Raw genomic sequence first — 17,354 nt, forward strand, 5'->3', positions numbered from 1 at the left:
TAAACTCGCGAAAAGGTAGATGGGACAAGGCGCTGGCGATATTTGCGCAGCATCCGTGGCAGGTCATAGAGTGGCGGCTGGGGCAGGGCGATTCAAGCCGATGAACAGAACGCCGTCATCCGGCGATGGTTCCGGCGCTCTGAATGCCCTGTCAGATGTCGCATAACTGAAAACTGACGTCGTCTCATTTATTATCAATCACTAACAGCGCATTCCAAAGGTATGGTCTAAGGTGGCGAAGCAGGTCCCCGAACGCTCCAAGTCCGACGACAGCAAGGCGTCACGTCGCACGGCCGCGGCGGCGACGACCGACAATCCACGCCGCCAACGCCTCTGGCGCGACCTTGGCTTGATCGCCATCGCGCCGGCGCTGTTGTACCTGGCGGCCAGTCTTTTCACCTATTCAGCGACCGACCCGGGCTGGTCGCATACCGGCAGCGTGGTCGCGCCGGTGCACAATCTTGGCGGTCGCGCCGGGGCCTGGATCGCCGATGTGCTGCTGCAGCTGTTCGGCTACATCGCCTTCCTGCTGCCGGTGGTGCTGGGCGCGCTGGCGTGGATCGCCATGTTCGGCCTCAAGCGCGAGAGCAAGGGCGAGAACGACCTGGACCCGGCGCTGCGCCTGGTCGGCCTGGTCGGCTTCCTGATCGCCGGGACCGGCTTCCTGCACGTGCGCCTGTTCAGTGGCGATGTCTCCAGTGCCGGCGGCATTCTCGGCAAGCTGGTTGGCAATTCGCTTACGGTGGGCTTCGGGGCGCTGGGCGCGAATCTGTTCGTGCTGGTACTGCTGTTGGCTTCGATCACGCTGGCCACCGGGCTGTCCTGGTTCACGGTGATGGAGAAGATCGGCCGCGGGGTGATGTCGCTGGCGCCGCTGCTGGCGCGCAAGAAGGAAGAAGTCACCGAGTGGCAGCAGACGCGGGTGATGCGCGAGGAGCGACAGGAAGTGCGCAAGGCCGACGCCGAGGTGCGTGCCAAGCGCGAGCCGGTGAAGATCGAGCCGCGCCCGGAACCGGTGATCGAGAAGAGTGATCGGGCCAAGCGCGACACGCAGATTCCGATGTTCCGTGGCGTCAACGGCGACGGCTCGGACCTGCCGCCGCTGGCCCTGCTGGACGACCCCAAGCCGCAGCCGGTGGGCTACGACAAGGAAACCCTGGACGCGCTGTCGCGGCAGATCGAGTTCAAGCTGAAGGACTTCCGCATCGACGCCCAGGTGGTCGGCGCCAACCCCGGCCCGGTCATCACCCGCTTCGAGATCGAGCCCGCGCCGGGCATCAAGGTCAGCCAGATCAGTTCGCTCGACAAGGACATCGCGCGTGGCCTGTCGGTGAAGTCGGTGCGCGTGGTGGACGTGATTCCGGGCAAGTCGGTGATCGGCCTGGAAATTCCGAACGTCACCCGCGAGATGATCTACCTCTCCGAGCTGCTGCGTTCCAAGGAATACGACAAGTCGGCCAGCGTGCTGACCCTGGCGCTGGGCAAGGACATCGCTGGCCGCTCGACTGTGGCAGACCTGGCGCGCATGCCGCACCTGCTGGTGGCCGGTACCACCGGTTCGGGCAAGTCGGTGGCGGTCAACGCGATGGTGTTGAGCCTGCTGTTCAAGGCCTCGCCGAAAGACCTGCGGATGCTGATGATCGACCCGAAGATGCTCGAACTGAGCGTCTACCAGGGCATTCCGCACCTGCTGGCGCCGGTGGTCACCGACATGAAGGAGGCCGCCAACGGCCTGCGCTGGTGCGTGGCCGAGATGGAGCGCCGCTACAAGCTGATGAGCGCGGTCGGCGTGCGCAACCTGGCCGGCTTCAACAAGAAGGTGAAGGAAGCCCAGGACGCCGGCCAGCCGCTGATGGACCCGCTGTTCAAGCCGAACCCCGAGCTGGGCGAGGCGCCGCGCCCGCTGGAGACGCTGCCGTTCATCGTCATCTTCATCGACGAATTCGCCGACATGATGATGATCGTCGGCAAGAAGGTGGAAGAGTTGATCGCGCGCCTGGCACAGAAGGCGCGTGCGGCCGGCATCCACCTGATCCTGGCCACGCAGCGCCCGTCGGTGGACGTGATCACCGGCCTGATCAAGGCCAACATCCCGACGCGCATCGCCTTCCAGGTCAGCTCCAAGATCGACTCGCGCACCATCCTCGACCAGTCCGGCGCGGAAACCCTGCTCGGCCACGGCGACATGCTGTACCTGCCGCCGGGCACCGCGCTGCCCGAACGCGTGCATGGTGCGTTCGTGTCCGACGATGAAGTGCATCGCGTGGTCGAGCACCTCAAGGCGATGGGCCCGGCCGACTATGTCGACGGCGTGCTGGACGAAGTGCAGACGATGGGCGACGGCGTGGTCGTCGGCGCCACCGGGCTGCCGGAGAACAGTTCGTCCGGCGACGAGTCCGACCCGTTGTATGACGAAGCACTGCGGGTGGTGACCGAGACCCGCCGCGCCTCGATCTCCGGCGTGCAGCGCCGGCTGAAGATCGGCTACAACCGTGCAGCGCGACTGATCGAGGCCATGGAAGCGGCCGGCGTGGTCAGTTCGCCCGAGCACAACGGCGACCGCACGGTGCTGGCTCCGCCGCCGCCGAAGTAAGACCCGACGTATCCCCCACGACGTCCAAGGAACCGACGCATGCTTCACCCCGTACCAAGCGCGCTGGCACTGGCGCTGGCAGCCTTTCTGGCTGCCGGCCCGGCACTGGCAGACACCGCCACCTCCGCGCCCGCCACGGCGCCGCCTTCCACCAGCGGCGATACCGAAGCCAGCAATAATTTCAGCATTGTCCGTTACCGCGCCGACTACCAGGTGCGGCCGGATGCGGGCAATGTGCAGACCGAAACCTACGAAGTCCTGCTCAAGACCAAGGCGTCCGTCGAGCAGTTCAGCCAGGTGCGGCTGAGCTACAGCGAGAAGATGGAGACGCTGGAAGTACTCGGCGCCTACACCATCACCGCCGACGGCCAGCGCCGCGACGTGCCGGCCGACCGCATCTACACCCAGGAGAGCTACTCCAGCGCCTCGGCGGCAATGTATGCCGACCGCAAGGTGCGGGTGATCGTATTCCCGAACCTGGCCCCGGGCACGCGCCTGTACTACCAGGTGCGCCGCACCCAGGTCACGCCGTACTTCCCGGGCTACTTTGGCCTGTGGGAAACCTTCAACGTCTTTACCGAGTACGAGGACGCTGAGGTCACCCTGAGTGCGCCGGCCAACCTGCCGATGTTCGTCGACAGCCGTGGCGTGCAGGGCAGCGATCGCCCGACAGTGAAGAATGGCCAGGCGCAATGGCGCTGGCGCTACCAGCGTCGCGAAGCCATGCCGGCACAGAACTGGTCGGCGGCGGGCTGGGAGTTCGGTCCGAACATCATGGCCAGCACGTATCGTGACTGGTCGCAGATGGGGCGCGCCTACCAGCTCAAGGCTGGCCCGGCGGCGCAGGTCACGCCGGAACTGCAGGCGCTGGCAGACGAAATCACGACGGGCATCAGCGACCGTCGCGAGCAGGCTGATGCGCTGTACCGCTGGGTGGCGCAGAACATCCGCTATGTGGCGGTGTACCTGGGCAATGGTGGCCTGGAACCGAACAGCGCGCAGAGCATCCTCGACAACCACTACGGCGACTGCAAGGATCACGTGACGATCCTCGAGGCGCTGCTGGCGGCCAAGGGCATCGCCAGCTCGCCGGTGCTGATCGGTGCGGGCGGCGGCCCGACGCTGCCGAAGATTCCGGTGCTGGGCCGCTTCAACCACGCCATCACCTACATCCCCGAATTCGATCTGTACCTCGATTCGACCACCGCGTGGGCGCGCTTCGGCCAGCTGCCGGAGGGTGACCTGGGTGCGCCGGTGATGCGCACACGCGACGCCACGCTGGCACGCACCCCGGCCAACACGCCGGAGCGCAACGCCACCTCGATGGAAGTGCGCTTCACCTTCGACGCCAACGGCAACCTGCGCGGCGAGACGATCCCGAAGCTGGGCGAGAACGCCGAGATCGGCATGCGCGCCCAGTTCTCCCAGCTCAACGCGCAGAACCGTGCGCGCGCTGAAGAGCAGATCATGGCCGCCTCCGGTTTCGACGGGCGAGGGCAGCTGCAGATCCAGGGTGTGCCGGTCGACCTGACCCGGCCGTTCGGCTACCGCATGGCGTTCCAGGCCGAGGATTACGCCGACTTCAGCGTGGCCGGCGGCATGGCCGTGCCGGACCCGCCGGGTGGCGAGTCGGTGCGTGGCTTGTACGCCACCGCCTCGGCGCCGGCCAACGAGACGCCGTTCTACTGCAATGCCAGCCTGCGCGAGGAGACCTACCGCCTGCAGTTCCCGGCCAACGCGCCGATCATCGCCATCCCGGCCAGCCAGCGATTCGCCAACGCCGCCGGCGAGTACCGCGTGGACTGGAGCCGCGAAGGGCAGGAGGTGATCGTGCACCACCGGTTGCAGCAGAATGCGGTGCGCGGCCCGGAGGCATTGTGCCAGCCGCGGGATTATCCGGCGTTCCGCGCGCTGTATCGCGAAGTGCGGCGCGGCTTCCGTGGCCAGGTGCTGTACGGCAAGCTGCCGGCATCCGGCGGCTGAATCGCCGATGGACGTTCAGGGCGGCATAATGTCGCCCTGATCGCCCATTCATCTTTCCCCGGGCACACTGGCAACCACCTTTCCTGGCGCGCGCGCCCACAGGATTCCCGCATGAACTTCCGCTTCCGCCGTTTCCTTGCCACCACCACCCTGGCCGTGGCCTGCGCCGCCGCCGGCAGTGCCTGGGCTGGCGCCCGCGATGACCTGAAGACGTTCACCAGTGGCCTGAAGGGACTGGATGGCCAGTTCAGCCAGCAGGTGTTCGACAGTCGTGGCAAGGTGAAGGAATCGACCAGTGGCCGCGTGGCGCTGTCGGCGCCGCGCCTGTTCCGCTGGGAGTACGTGCGTCCGCACGAGCAGCTGATCGTGGCCGACGGCAAGAAGGTCTGGATGTACGAGCCGGACCTGGAGCAGGCCACCGTGCGCGAGCAGGGCAAGGAAGAGCAGAACAGCCCGCTGACCGCGCTGATCAACCCGGCGCTGCTGGAGCAGCAGTACGACGTCAGCGAAGAGGCCGCGCAGCGTGACGGCCTGCAGTGGCTGTCACTGTCGCCGAAGCGCGAAACCGAAGCCAGCTTCCAGTACGCCGCGCTGGGCTTCAACGCCCAGGGCCTGGCCAGGATGGAAATCACCGACGCGGTCGGCCAGCGCACCGTGATCAGCTTCAGTGGCTGGAAGCGCAACCCGGGCTTTGCGGCTGGCACCTTCAGCTTTACGCCGCCGAAGGGCACCGACGTTATCGGTAATTGATCTGTGGGCGGAGGCGCTTGGGTGGGTGTCAACCTTGGTTGACACGCTTTTGATCTGCCGGCCAGCGGCCGGCACTACCGGAATCGTGGTCACCCGGCGCGGTACAATAGCCGCGTGCCAAGACATCGCTCCACTTCCTTCCCCGGCCCCGATCTGCTGAGCGTTGATCGGGATCACCTGCGCCCGCTGGCCGAGCGCATGCGCCCGCGCACCCTGGACGAAATGGTCGGGCAGAAACGCCTGCTGGCGCCGGACAGTGCGCTGCGTCGCGCCGTCGAATCCGGGCGCGTGCATTCGATGATCCTGTGGGGGCCGCCGGGCTGCGGCAAGACCACGCTGGCGCTGCTGCTGGCCGAGTACTCCGACGCTGAATTCCGTGCCATCTCTGCGGTGCTGTCCGGTCTGCCGGAAGTGCGCCAGGTGCTGGCCGAGGCCGCGCAGCGCTTCGCCGAAGGCCGTCGCACCGTGCTGTTCGTGGACGAGGTGCATCGCTTCAACAAGGCACAGCAGGATGCGTTCCTGCCGCACATTGAACGCGGCACGATCCTGTTCGTCGGTGCCACCACCGAGAATCCGTCGTTCGAGTTGAACTCAGCGCTGCTGTCGCGTTGCCGCGTGCATGTGCTGGAAGCGGTTTCGCCAACCGATATCGTCGAGGCGCTGGAACGTGCACTGGGTGACCGCGAGCGGGGCCTGGGCGAAGAGGGCGTCGAGGTCGCGCCGGAACTGCTGCTGGAAATCGCTACCGCTGCCGATGGTGATGTACGCCGTGCGCTGACGTTGCTGGAAATTGCCGCCGAGCTGGCAGGCGGGGAGGGTGGCCGCATCACGCCGCAGACCCTGACCCAGGTGCTGGCCGACCGCACCCGCCGTTTCGACAAGGGCGGGGAGCAGTTCTATGACCAGATCTCGGCGCTGCACAAGTCGGTACGCAGCTCCAATCCTGATGCCGCGCTGTACTGGCTGACCCGCATGCTCGATGGCGGTTGCGATCCGTCCTACCTGGCGCGTCGGCTGACCCGCATGGCCATCGAGGACATCGGCCTGGCCGATCCGCGCGCACAGAGCATGGCGCTGGAGGCCTGGGACATCTACGAACGCTTGGGCAGCCCGGAAGGCGAGCTCGCCTTCGCCCAGCTGGTGCTGTACCTGGCCAGCACCGCCAAGTCGAATGCGGGCTACGCCGCGTTCAACCAGGCCAAGGCCGACGTGCGCGAAAGCGGCACCGAAGAAGTGCCGCTGCACCTGCGCAATGCGCCGACCAAGCTGATGAAGGAGCTCGGCTACGGCGCCGAGTACCAGTACGACCACGACGCCGAAGGCGGCATCGCGCTGGACCAGACCGGTTTCCCGGATGCGATGGGCGAGCGCGTGTACTACAACCCGGTACCGCGTGGCCTGGAGATCAAGCTGAAGGAAAAGTTGGATCGGCTGCGCGCCGAGCGCGAAGCGGCGCGGGCCGCGAAGGGCCGCTGACCCGGCTTCTGTAGAGTCGAGCCATGCTCGACTTCGCTCTTGCATGGGCTTACAGGTACCTCTTGGAACAGCAGCCGAGCATGGCTCGGCACTACAGGAGTAATGGCAGTCGAGCATGGTTCGTCGCCACATTGTCCTGCGCGCGTGCATTTGGCACACTGCGCGGCTACTTTTTCAAGGATCGATGCCGTGCAGGAAATGATTCTGCCGTTGAAGCGCTACGCCCAGTTCGAGGGCCGCGCCAATCGCCGCGAGTACTGGATGTACCAGTTGTTCCTGTTCCTGGTCGCAACGGCAGTGATGCTGCTGGCCGGTGTGCTGGCGATCCTCCTGCGCAACAGTCCCGATGCGCTGGCCGGCATCCTGATCGGCATGGTGCTGCTGCTGGGTGTGATGTGGCTGGCGACGATCATTCCGCTGGTTGCCGTGACGGTGCGCCGCCTGCATGACTGCAACCAGTCGGGCTGGCTGTTCCTGCTGGCGCTGGTGCCGGGCGGCGGGATCGTGATCATGATCTTCTCGCTGCTGCCGGGCACGCCGCAGGAGAATGTGTATGGTCCGGTGCCTTCGGGCCCGTGACGCTGTTGGCGTCGAGCATGGCTCGACTCTACAGGGGTAAAGAAGAGAAGCCGGCGTTTCGCCGGCTTCGTCTTTACTTGATGCGGCAATCGCCGAAGGACAGGTAGTCCGTGCCGGAGCTGAACTGCAGCGTGCAGCTGGCGGTGAACGTTGCGCCTTCTTCCAGGGCGCCCAGCTTGGCCGCCTGCTGCTCGTCGTCGGTGGTCAGCCGGGCCAGGACATTGCCCTGGTCGTCGCCGGCCTCGATCAGCGGTTCGCCCGCCAGGTTGCTGGAAACGCCCAGCGCCACGGCGGTGAACGTCACCGCCTGGTTGAGTTGGTCCATGCTCAACGTCGAATTGCCGGCCTCTTCAAAGGCCTGGTAGAGCGACGGCAGATCCTGCGCGGCGTGGGCGGCCAGCGGGGCGAGCAGGCCGAGGGACAGGGCGATCAGTGCGGTGTGCTTCAAGGGTTCTCACAATCATGGGATCCAATCCCATGGCGGTTGTGTGCAGATGAACGCGACCCGGATGGCGGCAAGTGCCCGCCATCCATGGCTGCGCTGGAAGCGGGGCGATCCAATGCCCCGGTGGGCGGCAAAATAGGGGAACTGCTGCCCCTCGTGCAACCCGGGCATGCGCGCGCGTGATACACAGTGTGACGTTCGATCGATGTGATAATCATTCGCGTTTAAGGTAGACTGCGGTCCCTTGTGAACCGGCGGCCCTGGGCCGCTTCTGCCGCCGCTGATGAAGCATTTCGTCCCGCCTTCGCGCCGTGGTCTGCTGGCCCGCGGCTTGGCCGCCTTGATGATGGGTCTGCTCCTGGCTACCCCGTATGCCTATGCACAGCAGCGCAATCCGCTGCAGAAGATCGGCCACACCGTGCTCGACGAGCCGGCGGCCAGCTACCGCTTCGAGCATTTCGTGGTGGACAGCCCGGACCGGCAGCGCCGTTGGCGGGTGAACCTGGCAATCCCGGCCAAGGCCGGCAAGACACCCTCCCCGGTGTTGTACGCACTGGACGGCAACGCCGTGGCCATGGTCCTGGATCAGCCGTTGCTGGCCGAGCTGGCCGCGCGCAAGGCGCCGCCGGTGCTGGTGCTGATCGGCTACGACAACGACCTTCGGATCGATTCCAAGGCGCGCACCCGCGACTACACCGCGTGGATCGACCGTGCCGACGACGAGAGCGGTACAACCCAGGCGGTCGGTGGTGGTGCCACGGCCTTCCTGGATGTGATCGAGCGCCGCATCAAGCCGGAAGTCGAGCGTCGCGCACGCATTGATACGCAGCAGCAAGCGCTGTGGGGTCACTCGCTGGGCGGCCTGTTCGTGCTCAATGCGCTGTACACCCGTCCCGCCGCCTTCCAGTCCTACCTGGCGGCCAGCCCGTCGCTGTGGTGGAGCCAGGGCGCGGCGCTGGGTGATCCGGAACAGCAGTTCGTGCAGAACGTGCATGGCCAGCCGGCAAAGCTCTGGCTGATGCTGGGCGGCGCCGAGCGAGTCGGTGATCGTGGCAAGCGCGACATGAACAATCCGCGCGTGGTCGCGCACCTGCGCCGCATCGGTGGCGCCACCCCGGATGCGGCGATGCAGTTGTCCGAACGGTTGGCCAAGGTGCCGGGCCTGAGCGTGCAGTACCGGGAGTTCGACGGCCTCGGCCATGGCCCGATGCTGCCCGCGTCGTTCCATGCCGCGCTGCATGAGTTGTACGGCGTGACCGACCGCAGCGCCGGTGACGGTGTCCCCACGGGTGGTGACAACGCCGCCGAGTGAATCCCTTCGCACGCGATGCCGTGCGACCCCACTACCCAGGCGAGGCTGCCGACGTGCAGCGGCCCAGGCAACCGATGAATCCCGCGCCACGTGGCGCGGCCTACGTGTGCAAGGAGCCTTCCATGTCGTTCCGTCCGTCTTTCCGTCTCACCTCTCTCGCCGCCGGCCTTTTGCTCGCGGTGACCGCCACCGCGCAGCCGGTGTTCGATCAGCCGGCCAACGCCACCTTCAAGGGTGAGGTCGTCTCGCGCGGTGAGAACGTGGTTCCCGGCAGCACCGCCGACGTGGTCGGTCGCGGCTTCGTGCCGGGCCAGAAAGTCAGCCTGCTGCGTGGCGACAGCGTGCTCAACACGCAGCCGGTGGTGGTCGACGCCGATGGCAACTTCAAGACCCAGCTGAGCATTCCGGCCGATGCGGTGCCGGGCACTCACCCGGTAGTGGTGCGCGCCAGCCAGCCGGCTGCAGCCACCGTGCTGAAGCTGCGCGTCTCGCCGCAGCTGCCGCTGTCCGGCCAGGCGCAGTTCGCCACCCAGTCCAACAAGCTGGTGCCGGGCCTGTACCAGTCCGCCTACAGCGCCGCCAGCAACGCGGTGTTCGTGACCTCGGCGGTGGGTCGCCCGCCGGTGACCCAGTCGCAGCTGCTGAAGCTGGACCCGAAGTCGCTGAAGGTGACCAAGGCGATCACCCCGGCGCAGGTGCCGGGCAGCACCAATGGTGCGGTGTATGCGGTCTACGGCGTGGGTGTGGATGACACCAACGGCAATGTGTGGGTGACCAATACCCGCCAGAACTCGATCGCCGTCTATCGCCAGAAGGACCTGTCGCTGGTCCACCAGTTCCCGGTCGATGCCGTGCCGCATGCGCGCGACGTGGTGGTCGACGGCACCCGCGGCAAGGTGTTCGCTTCGGCCACCGGTGAGGACCACCTGTCGGTGTTCGATGCGAAGACCCTCAAGGAACTGCCGCAGGTGACGCTGGAATCCGGCGTGGACGACGGCAAGTTCACCCCGATGAGCCTGGTGCTGGACGAGAAGGGCGGCAAGCTGTTCACCGTCAGCATCGGCACCCCGGAGGCGGCGGTGATCGATGTGGCCAGCGGCAAGGTCGACAAGGTCATCGACCTGGGCAATTCGATCAGCGCCTCCGGCGTGGCCTTCGATGCGGCACGCAACCGTCTGTACGTGGCCTCGCAGGGCACCGACAACCTGCTGATCGTCGACGTGGCTGCCGGCAAGGTGCTGCATGACGTGCCGGTCGGCGCCGGTGCGCTGAACGTCGCCTTCGATGATGCCTCCGGCCTGGCCTACGTCAGCAACCGTGGCGCTGGCACGGTCACCGTGGTGAATGGTGACGGCAAGGTGGTCGCCAACCTCGATGGTGGCACGCTGCCGAACCATGTGCGCGCCGATGGCAAGGGCAACGTTTTCGCGGTGAACAAGTCGCGCGGCGCCGAAGACCCGAAGGGTGACCGCATCACCCGCATCACCCCGAAGCAGTAAGTCACACGGTGGGGCGGCGTGTGCGTCGCCCTGCCAGCAAGGAGAACGAGCATGAACATCGCGTCCCGTCTGCGCCTGTGTGCGCTTCCGTTGGCTGTTTCGCTGGCGCTGGCCGCCTGTGGCGGTGCGTCGGCGCCGCCTGATGGCCAGAAGGCCGCCGAGCCGCCCACTGCAACGGCCGCTGCGGCAACCGCGTTGCCGGCAGGCTGGCAGCGCGTGGCCGGCGCCGAGATGCCGACGGTGCATGACCAGAAGGCGGTGCTGCCGGCCAAGGTGCATTCCGATGACGGCGCCGATATCGAGGTGGCCGATACCAGCCGCGTCATTGCCGGTGGCGACGACGTCATCGCGGTGATCGAGGCACTGGGCCTGGGCACGCAGGTGTTCGCGGCACCGACCAACACCACCACCCAGGCCGGCCTGGCCGCCCCGCATCAGTTCCTGTTCAACCGCACTACCGGCGTGGAGGGAGTGCTGAGCCTGCAGGGCTCGCTGTTCCTCGGCAACAGCCTGCGCCGCCACACCGAGCTGGCCAGGAAGCTGCGCGAAGTGGGCGAGCCGGCCGTGGTCATCGATGACCTGCAGCCGGCCCCGGACAAAGTGCGCAAGGTCGCCGCCGCACTAGGGCTGGCCGAGGCAGGGCAGACACTTGCCACGCAGGTGCAGCGCCAGCTCGACGAGGCTGCAGCGATTGGCAAGGGCCTGGGCCATGCGCCACGAGTGATCCACGTATCGGCCACCGGTGCCGGTGGCTCGCCAACTGTTGCCGGTGCCGACAGCGCATCGGCGCAGCTGATCGCACTGGCTGGCGGCGTCAACATCGGCACCGAGGCCGGGGTGAAGAACTACTCGCAGCTGAGCAATGAAGGCGTGGTTGCCGCGGCACCGGAGGTGATCCTGGTGACCGAGCATGACCTGCAGTTGTTCGGTGGTGCCGAAGGCCTGTGGAAGGCGTACCCGACGCTGAGGCAGACCCCGGCCGGGCAGGCCAATCGGGTCTGGGTGATGCCTGATGTGCAGCTGAAGTACACCAGTGTCGGTTCCGGTGCTGGCGCGCTGGCGCTGGCCAAGGCCCTGGCGGCGTTGCCGAAGGCATGAGTCCGGCGGATCGGCGCCGCCGTCGCGGGCGGACGATGTTGCTGGTGGCGTTGCTGGCACTGCTGGGGGCAGTGCTGGCGTCGTTCGCCGTGGGCCCGCTGCGGCTGCCGCCGCTGGAGGTGATGCAGGCGCTGGCGGTGAAGCTGGGCCTGCTGGATCCGCAGGCAGTCAGCAGCCGCGATCTGGCCGTGGTCTGGCAACTGCGCATTCCGCGTGCCCTGCTGGGCGCGATGGTCGGCGCGTCGTTGGCGATGGCCGGTGCCAGCCTGCAGGGCCTGTTCGGTAACCCGCTGGCCGACCCCGGCATCGTCGGTGTCAGCCAGGGTGCTGCACTGGGTGCGGTGGCCGCCATCGTGCTGGGCGCCGCCGGTGCGGCGGGCTGGCTGGTGCCGGTGGCCGCGTTCGTCGGCGGTGCGCTGGCGATCGGCCTGACGTATGCGTTGGCCCGGCCTGGCAAGGGCACGGGTAACGCCACGCTGCTGCTGGTCGGTATCGCGATGGCCGCGTTCTGCTCGGCGCTGATTGGTTTCCTCACTTACATCGCCAGCGAAAGCGAACTGCAGTCGCTGGTGTTCTGGCAGATGGGCTCGCTCGCGCGCGCCAACTGGGCCGACGTGGCTGCGGTGGTACCGTTGTTTGCGATTGGCGTGTTCGCGTTGCAGCGACTGGCCACGCCGCTGGACATGCTGGCGCTGGGCGAGCGCCAGGCACAGCATCTCGGGCTGGATGTCACCCGCACGCGGCGTCGCCTGGTGGCGTTCAGTGCGCTGCTGGTGGGTGCGGCGGTGGCATTCGCTGGTTCGATCAGTTTCGTGGGCCTGGTGGTGCCGCACGTTGCGCGCCTGCTGGTTGGCCCAGGCCATCGCTGGCTGCTGCCGTTGTCCGGCCTGCTCGGCGCGTTGCTGATCGTGGTGGCCGACACCGCCGCACGCACGCTCGATCCGCCCGCGGAGATTCCGCTGGGCTTGTTCTCGGCCGCGCTGGGCGCACCGTTCTTCCTCTGGCTGGTGCTGCAGCAGCGCCGCAAGGCGGCCCCATGAGCGTGCTACTGAAACTGCACGAGGTGGTGGTGCGCCGCCAGCAGCGCGAGATCCTGCATGGCATCTCGCTGGCGTTCGAGCCGGGTACGGTGACCGCCCTGGTTGGACCGAATGGCGCGGGCAAATCCACGCTGTTGGCGGTGGCTGCCGGTGACCTGCGCGCTGATGTGGGCGAGGTGAGCCTGCTGGGCAAGCCGCTGGCCAGCTACAAGGCCGGACCACTGGCGCGCGAGCGCGCGGTGATGCCACAGGAGCACGGCGTGCGCTTTGCCTTCAGCGTGGAAGAAGTGGTGGCGATGGGGCGGTTGCCGCATCCGCCGGATCCAGTGGTGGATGACGCCCAGGTGGAAGCGGCAATCGATGCCGCGGAACTGCAGGCGCTGCGCCTGCGCGAGGTGCAGCAGCTGTCCGGTGGCGAATCGGCTCGCACCACGTTCGCGCGCGTGCTGGCGCAGGACACGCCGCTGTTGTTGCTTGATGAGCCGACGGCCGCGCTGGATCTGCGCCACCAGGAGCGCACGCTGCGCAGTGTGCGTGCCTGTGCCGAAGCCGGTGCGTGCGTGATCGTGGTGCTGCACGACCTCAATCTGGCCGCGGGCTATGCCGATCGCATCGTGCTGCTGGAACAGGGCAGGGTGGCGGCCGATGGCACGCCATTGCAGGTGCTGACCGAAGACAATCTTCAGCGCGTGTACCAGCAGGATGTGGTGGTGCTGGAGCATCCACGACGTGGGGTGCCGCTGGTGGTGGTGACCTGAGCGAAGGCCGTCAGGTTGCTCCGGGTATCATGGTTGCTTCGTTTTCTTCAATGGACTGATGCCATGATCCGTACCGTTACGCGCGGCGTGCTGCTTGCCGCGATGGTTGCTTCGGTGTGCGCTGCCAATGCAGCGTCGACCTCCCAGGTTTCGCTGGCCAATGCGGCCGAGCACGCCTCGCTGATCGAGACCCGGCATTCCAGTGGCGACGGTGCCGCTGTGACGTCGATGAAGACGCAGTACTTCGCCAACGAGGAAATGTCCGTGAGCTGGGACGACCAGCAGGTGCTGGTACTGTGCAGGGAGGCGGCGTACCTGAAGATTCCTGCCGCCAAGCTCAAGGCCGGAGCGTTGACCGCCGAGCAGCGGCAGATGATCGTCTATCAGGCGCTGATGTCCGGCCTGGGGGCTGTCGCGGGCGTTGTCGGGCCGGCAGGCGAACTGGTAGCCGTGGCCGATGACGGTAGCGAGACCCGCAGCGTTGGCGAAAACAGCTGGGCCTATGGTGTTGAGCGATACGAGGTGATCACCCAGCGGTTGCCGGACGGTGCACTTCGGGTCCGGACCCGCAAGACGGAAACCGTGAATACCACGCCTCCGGCGGGCCCGGACGATATGTTCAGCACCGAGGACGACCAGGCGGCACGCTTGTCCGAACTGGCGCCGGTGGGCAGCTGGACCGAAGTGGTGGTGCGCGGTGGCGCGCGCCAGCCGCATGTGGATCCGGCGATGTCGCTGCAGGGCTGGATCTCGATGGGCGATGACCGGGCTGCGACGGTGGCCGAGGCGCGCAAGCTGCACGGCTGCAAGTAAGGGCCGCCATGGGTCAGATCCCTTTGCCAGGGGCAAAGGGATCTGACCCCTATCGTTGCCGGCCTCATCGTTCCATTTATGTGCTCAATATTCACTTGCGCGCCAGATTGGCAGGTCTAGAATGCGCCCCATGAACCGGATGCCGCTCCTGAAGTTTTTCACCCTGACCCGCGCAAGCGCGGAACGGGCGTGTCTGCCTGGAGCCCCACGAGGCCGTTGAAGCGGCCATCGCTGGACCTTCGACAGAGCGCCCTTCGGGGCGCTCTTTTCGTTTCCGCAGTTCCATTCCCCGTAACCCGATGTACCTCAAGGAGAACGTGCCATGCACCAGATCGCCGAGACCGAACGCTAGCCGCGCACCCTGTCGCCAACCGGGGTGCGCGGCCCTCGAAGTTGGCTTTGCAGGAACCTTTCTCATGAACACCCAAGTCCTTTCCCGCCGTCGCAACCTCGGCATCATTGCCCACATCGATGCCGGCAAAACCACGCTGACCGAACGCCTGCTGTGGAAAAGCGGCGAAATCCACCGCGTCGGCGAAGTGCACGACGGCAATGCGACCACCGACTTTTCGGCGATCGAGCGCGAGCGTGGCATCACCATCGGCGCTGCCGCCGTGCAGGCGCAGTGGGCGCCGCGTGACCTGCCGCCGCATCGGCTCACCCTGATCGACACCCCCGGCCACATCGACTTCGCGATCGAAGTCGAACGTTCACTGCGCGTGCTCGACGGTGCCGTGGCCGTGTTCTCGGCCGTGGACGGCGTGCAGCCGCAGTCCGAGACGGTGTGGCGCCAGGCGCGCCGCCATCGCGTGCCGCTGATCGCTTTCGTCAACAAGATGGACCGCGTTGGCGCTTCGTTCGAGCGCGTGCTGGAGCAACTGCAGGACAAGCTGCGGGCGCGGCCGTGGGCACTGGGCGTGCCGTTGGGCAGCGAAAGCGGCTTCAACGGCTGGGTCGATCTGGTCGATGAGCGCGTGCTGCAGTGGCAGGATGGCGCCGCAACCACGATGACCCCGTGGGACGACGCGGTGCGCGACCAGTGGCAGGCACAGCGCGATGCGCTGGTCGAAGCCGTGGCTGATCACGACGAGCAACTGGCCGATGCCTGGCTGGAAGGCGGCTTGATCGATGCCGGGACGCTGCGTGCGGCGATCCGTCGGGCGACGCTGGCAGGTGCGGGCGTGCCTGTGCTGGCCGGTGCTGCGTTCAAGGACAAGGGCATCGAAACGCTGCTGGACGCCGTGGTCGATTACCTGCCGTCGCCGCTGGATCGCCCTGCGGTGAGCGCCGAGAGCGAAGGTGGCGAGGTGGTGCTGCCGCCGGATCCGGACGGTCCGCTGGCGGGCCTGCTGTTCAAGATCACCCACCAGCAGCACGGCGCGCTGAGCTTCGTGCGGCTGTACTCGGGCACCTTGAAGGTGGGCGACGCGGTGGCCAGTTCGCAGCATCCGCAGGGACGGCGGGTCAGCCGGCTGGTGCGGGTGCAGGCCGACCAGACCCACGACATCGAACAGGCCGTGGCCGGTGACATCGTCGCGGTGCTGGGCTGGAAGGATGCGGTCAGCGGTGAAACGCTGAGCGGCCGTGCGCAGCCGTTGCGCCTGGAGAACATCCAGGCACAGGCGCCGGTGCTGGCGTGGCGGCTGGAGCCGGCGCGTGCGGCCGACCTGATCCGGATGGCGCAGGGCCTGGCCAGCCTGGCCCAGGAAGATCCGTCGTTCCGCGTCGAAACCGATCGCGATACGGCGGAAACCCTGGTCTGGGGCATGGGCGAGCTGCACCTGGAGGTGATGGTCGAGCGCCTGCGCAGCGAATGGAAGGTGGACGTGGGCGTGGGCTCGCCACGCGTTGCCTACCAGGAGACGCCGATGCGTGCGATGACGGGCGTCGTCGGGCGGCTGGTCAAGCAGACCGGCGGCCAGGGCCAGTTCGCGCACGTGGTGCTGGACGTGGCGCCGCGTGAGGACGATCAGATCGTGTTCAACGATCGCATCGTCGGTGGCGTGGTGCCGCGCAGCTTCATCACGGCGGTGGAAAAGGGCGTGCGTGCCGCACTGTCGGAAGGGCCGCAGGGTCATCCGGTGGTCGGTATCGAGGTCAGTCTTGTTGATGGCCAGACCCATGCCAAGGACTCGTCGGAGATGGCGTTCCACCGTGCGGGTGCCGAGGCGATCAAGGCGGCGCTGGCCGAGGGTGGCACGCAGCTGCTGGAACCGGTGATGGCGGTGACGGTGCATTCGCCATCAGCGTCGGTGGGTGATGTGGTGGGCGACCTCAACCGTCGCCATGGTCGCATTGCCCGCATCGACGACCAGGACGGTCGCGCCGAGGTCAGTGGCTTTGCGCCGCTGGCGCAGCTGGTGGGTTACACCACGTCGCTGCGTTCGCTCAGCCAGGGGCGGGCGAGCAGCGAGGCGCACCTGCACGGCTATGAGCCGGTACGCGCTGCATGAGGAAGGTGAGGGGAGCCCGTTCGCGGGCTCCCTTTTTTTTGTGGTCGGGAACGCGCATCCACGCATGGCGCGGATCTACTGGGAGTTGGCGGGTTTCCGTATCCACACAAGGCGCGGCGATTCCGCAGTAGATCCACGCCATGCGTGGATGGAGCCCTCGGCATGCGATTTTTTGCATTGCGTTGCAACAAAACTGCAGAAAAGGCTGGATTAAAGTGATGCCTCACGATAAATTGCGCACCCCCCGTTGCTCGCCGCCGCCCGCACCCCTCTCATGCGTGATGACAAAGACCCCGGAACCCTGGAGCTGACCCTGCCGCGAAAGCGCGGTCGTCCGCCCAAGTTCGGGTACGCCATGAGTGATGCGCAGCGGGCCGCGCGCTACCGCGCGCGCCGGGCAGGGCAGGCCAACCACGCCGATGTGCGCTCCTGCTCGGACATGGTGCTGCTGGACAAGATCCGCGCCGCAGTCAGCGCGCGCGACACCGAGCTGGCCGGTTTCCTGGTCCACGTGCTCTGGCAGCGCTACCCCCTGCAACTGAAATAGGCCGTCGG

The 17,354-nt window shown here is 66.9% G+C and carries 14 protein-coding genes; 13 read left to right on the top strand and 1 reads right to left on the bottom strand.

Annotated elements, in window-relative coordinates; genetic code table 11:
* The first annotated feature begins 232 nt into the window (after nt 1-232).
* The 5 genes from GOC52_RS10135 (at nt 233) to GOC52_RS10155 (ending at nt 7,381) form a co-directional block, all read left to right on the top strand.
* The gene (locus tag GOC52_RS10135; protein WP_010485837.1) at nt 233-2,593 is read left to right on the top strand and encodes a DNA translocase FtsK; all 2,361 of its coding nucleotides are present in this window, start codon (nt 233-235) and stop codon (nt 2,591-2,593) included.
* Between the two features lie 39 nt (nt 2,594-2,632).
* Entirely contained in the window at nt 2,633-4,576 is a 1,944-nt protein-coding gene (locus tag GOC52_RS10140) for a DUF3857 domain-containing protein (protein ID WP_049409854.1), read from the top strand.
* A gap of 111 nt (nt 4,577-4,687) precedes the next feature.
* The gene (gene lolA / locus GOC52_RS10145; RefSeq protein ID WP_049448152.1) at nt 4,688-5,326 is read left to right on the top strand and encodes an outer membrane lipoprotein chaperone LolA; all 639 of its coding nucleotides are present in this window, start codon (nt 4,688-4,690) and stop codon (nt 5,324-5,326) included.
* A 198-nt stretch (nt 5,327-5,524) separates the two neighbouring features.
* On the top strand, nt 5,525-6,802 hold the full coding sequence (locus GOC52_RS10150; protein WP_238794447.1) for a replication-associated recombination protein A: 1,278 nt from the start codon (nt 5,525-5,527) through the stop codon (nt 6,800-6,802).
* Between the two features lie 189 nt (nt 6,803-6,991).
* Nucleotides 6,992-7,381: a DUF805 domain-containing protein gene (locus tag GOC52_RS10155; protein ID WP_191851319.1), complete on the top strand. Its 390-nt coding sequence runs from the start codon at nt 6,992-6,994 to the stop codon at nt 7,379-7,381.
* A 73-nt stretch (nt 7,382-7,454) separates the two neighbouring features.
* Here GOC52_RS10155 and GOC52_RS10160 read toward each other — a convergent pair whose 3' ends face one another.
* Nucleotides 7,455-7,829, bottom strand: a complete 375-nt coding sequence (locus GOC52_RS10160) for a hypothetical protein (RefSeq protein ID WP_191851321.1) — start codon at nt 7,827-7,829, stop codon at nt 7,455-7,457.
* 280 nt (nt 7,830-8,109) lie between these two features.
* Here GOC52_RS10160 and GOC52_RS10165 point away from each other — a divergent pair, with 280 nt between their 5' ends.
* From GOC52_RS10165 to GOC52_RS10200, 8 genes are all read left to right on the top strand, one after another.
* Complete coding sequence (locus GOC52_RS10165) at nt 8,110-9,138, top strand: alpha/beta hydrolase (protein WP_191851323.1); 1,029 nt, start codon at nt 8,110-8,112, stop codon at nt 9,136-9,138.
* A gap of 122 nt (nt 9,139-9,260) precedes the next feature.
* On the top strand, nt 9,261-10,637 hold the full coding sequence (locus GOC52_RS10170; RefSeq protein WP_191851325.1) for a YncE family protein: 1,377 nt from the start codon (nt 9,261-9,263) through the stop codon (nt 10,635-10,637).
* A gap of 51 nt (nt 10,638-10,688) precedes the next feature.
* On the top strand, nt 10,689-11,735 hold the full coding sequence (locus tag GOC52_RS10175; protein ID WP_191851328.1) for a heme/hemin ABC transporter substrate-binding protein: 1,047 nt from the start codon (nt 10,689-10,691) through the stop codon (nt 11,733-11,735).
* Nucleotides 11,732-12,775 carry a FecCD family ABC transporter permease gene (locus GOC52_RS10180; RefSeq protein ID WP_019337457.1) on the top strand — a complete coding sequence of 348 codons (1,044 nt, stop codon included), beginning with the start codon at nt 11,732-11,734 and terminating at the stop codon, nt 12,773-12,775. Before GOC52_RS10175 ends, GOC52_RS10180 begins: the two co-directional genes overlap by 4 nt.
* On the top strand, nt 12,772-13,533 hold the full coding sequence (locus GOC52_RS10185) for a heme ABC transporter ATP-binding protein (protein WP_071306136.1): 762 nt from the start codon (nt 12,772-12,774) through the stop codon (nt 13,531-13,533). The genes GOC52_RS10180 and GOC52_RS10185 overlap by 4 nt, the downstream gene beginning before the upstream one ends.
* A gap of 63 nt (nt 13,534-13,596) precedes the next feature.
* Nucleotides 13,597-14,346 carry a hypothetical protein gene (locus GOC52_RS10190; protein ID WP_049481262.1) on the top strand — a complete coding sequence of 250 codons (750 nt, stop codon included), beginning with the start codon at nt 13,597-13,599 and terminating at the stop codon, nt 14,344-14,346.
* Nucleotides 14,347-14,762: 416 nt separating this feature from the next.
* Nucleotides 14,763-16,799 carry an elongation factor G gene (gene fusA / locus GOC52_RS10195; RefSeq protein ID WP_191851330.1) on the top strand — a complete coding sequence of 679 codons (2,037 nt, stop codon included), beginning with the start codon at nt 14,763-14,765 and terminating at the stop codon, nt 16,797-16,799.
* A gap of 274 nt (nt 16,800-17,073) precedes the next feature.
* Complete coding sequence (locus GOC52_RS10200) at nt 17,074-17,346, top strand: hypothetical protein (RefSeq protein ID WP_005409616.1); 273 nt, start codon at nt 17,074-17,076, stop codon at nt 17,344-17,346.
* Nucleotides 17,347-17,354: the final 8 nt, after the last annotated feature.

Origin of the sequence: Stenotrophomonas sp. SXG-1 (assembly GCF_014083965.1) — a bacterium.
Classification (GTDB): Bacteria; Pseudomonadota; Gammaproteobacteria; order Xanthomonadales; family Xanthomonadaceae; genus Stenotrophomonas; species Stenotrophomonas geniculata.

Coding starts and splice junctions, on each gene's coding strand:
- fusA (WP_191851330.1), top strand. CDS start 14,763: ATGAACACCCAAGTCCTTTCCCGCCGTCGCAACCTCGGCATCATTGCC.
- lolA (WP_049448152.1), top strand. CDS start 4,688: ATGAACTTCCGCTTCCGCCGTTTCCTTGCCACCACCACCCTGGCCGTG.
- GOC52_RS10185 (WP_071306136.1), top strand. CDS start 12,772: ATGAGCGTGCTACTGAAACTGCACGAGGTGGTGGTGCGCCGCCAGCAG.
- GOC52_RS10180 (WP_019337457.1), top strand. CDS start 11,732: ATGAGTCCGGCGGATCGGCGCCGCCGTCGCGGGCGGACGATGTTGCTG.
- GOC52_RS10150 (WP_238794447.1), top strand. CDS start 5,525: ATGCGCCCGCGCACCCTGGACGAAATGGTCGGGCAGAAACGCCTGCTG.
- GOC52_RS10165 (WP_191851323.1), top strand. CDS start 8,110: ATGAAGCATTTCGTCCCGCCTTCGCGCCGTGGTCTGCTGGCCCGCGGC.
- GOC52_RS10170 (WP_191851325.1), top strand. CDS start 9,261: ATGTCGTTCCGTCCGTCTTTCCGTCTCACCTCTCTCGCCGCCGGCCTT.
- GOC52_RS10175 (WP_191851328.1), top strand. CDS start 10,689: ATGAACATCGCGTCCCGTCTGCGCCTGTGTGCGCTTCCGTTGGCTGTT.
- GOC52_RS10190 (WP_049481262.1), top strand. CDS start 13,597: ATGATCCGTACCGTTACGCGCGGCGTGCTGCTTGCCGCGATGGTTGCT.
- GOC52_RS10140 (WP_049409854.1), top strand. CDS start 2,633: ATGCTTCACCCCGTACCAAGCGCGCTGGCACTGGCGCTGGCAGCCTTT.
- GOC52_RS10200 (WP_005409616.1), top strand. CDS start 17,074: ATGCGTGATGACAAAGACCCCGGAACCCTGGAGCTGACCCTGCCGCGA.